The sequence below is a fragment of the Streptomyces sp. NPDC002911 genome (assembly GCF_053591835.1).
Window position 1 is genome coordinate 1 of record NZ_JBSFUO010000098.1, and the last position, 1035, is coordinate 1035.

The window sequence follows — 1035 nt, forward strand, 5'->3', positions numbered from 1 at the left end:
CCGACGCCCACGCCTCCCCCGCCAACCGAGCAGCCCGACCACCCCCGAACTCCCGCACCAAACCACGCTCGAACAACCCACCCACCTCACGAACAAAACCCGCCCGCACCACCCCATCCACCCCACCCCGCTCCAAACCATTCGCCATCCCCCCCACCACCACACCCAAACGAGACCCGAACGACCCACCACCCCCCACACCCCGCAACCCACCCACCACACCATCACGCACCACACCACCCCCAACCCGCTCCCCCACACCCCGACCCACCACCCCATCCACCTCCGACGCAAACCCACGCCCCGCACCCCGCCACCCCCGACGCACCCAACCCACCACCGCCTCCCCCACACCCGGAACCACCCACCCCACCGCACCACCAATCGCACCCGCCCGCGCCGCACCCCGCAAAAACTCACCAGCAAACTTCGTACGAAAACCCGCCTCCCTCGTCAAGAACTGCGCAAACGCCTCAACCGACACCTCCATCACCGTCTGCACACCCACCATCACCCCCGCACGCGCACCCACCCACACCGCAAAACGCGTCAACAAATACTTCATCAAAAACCCATACACCACCCGCAACGCAGCCAACTTCACCGCAGCAAAAGGATTGATCCACGCCGTCGCCAACGTCGCCACCCACTCCACCCAAAACGCCGACGCATAAATCACCACCGCCTTATTCGTCTTCACCACCTCAAAAGCAAACTCCTCCCCGAACTCCGCCACATCCCGCGCAGCCCGCTCCAAACCCACCACATAATCCCGCCCCTCCCCCGACCCGAACACCCGCATCGCCCGCACAAACGCCTCATCGAACTCCCCACCCACCGCACCCGACACCCCCCTCGACACCACCCCCGCCCGCACCCGAAAATCCGCCAACCCATCCGCCAACCCCACATGCTTGTCCACCACCTCACGCCGCACCCGCCCCCCATCCGCCCTCGGACGCCGCATCCCCGTCAACACCAACAACAACCCATCCACCGACGGCCCATCACCCACAACACACACCCCCCAACGCA

The 1035-nt window shown here is 65.9% G+C and carries 1 protein-coding gene; it reads right to left on the bottom strand.

The features are described from left to right. On the bottom strand, positions 1 to 922 hold a 922-nt coding region (locus ACWD04_RS34025; protein WP_451137591.1), incomplete at its 3' end, for a hypothetical protein. Between the last annotated feature and the right edge of the window lie 113 nt (positions 923 to 1035).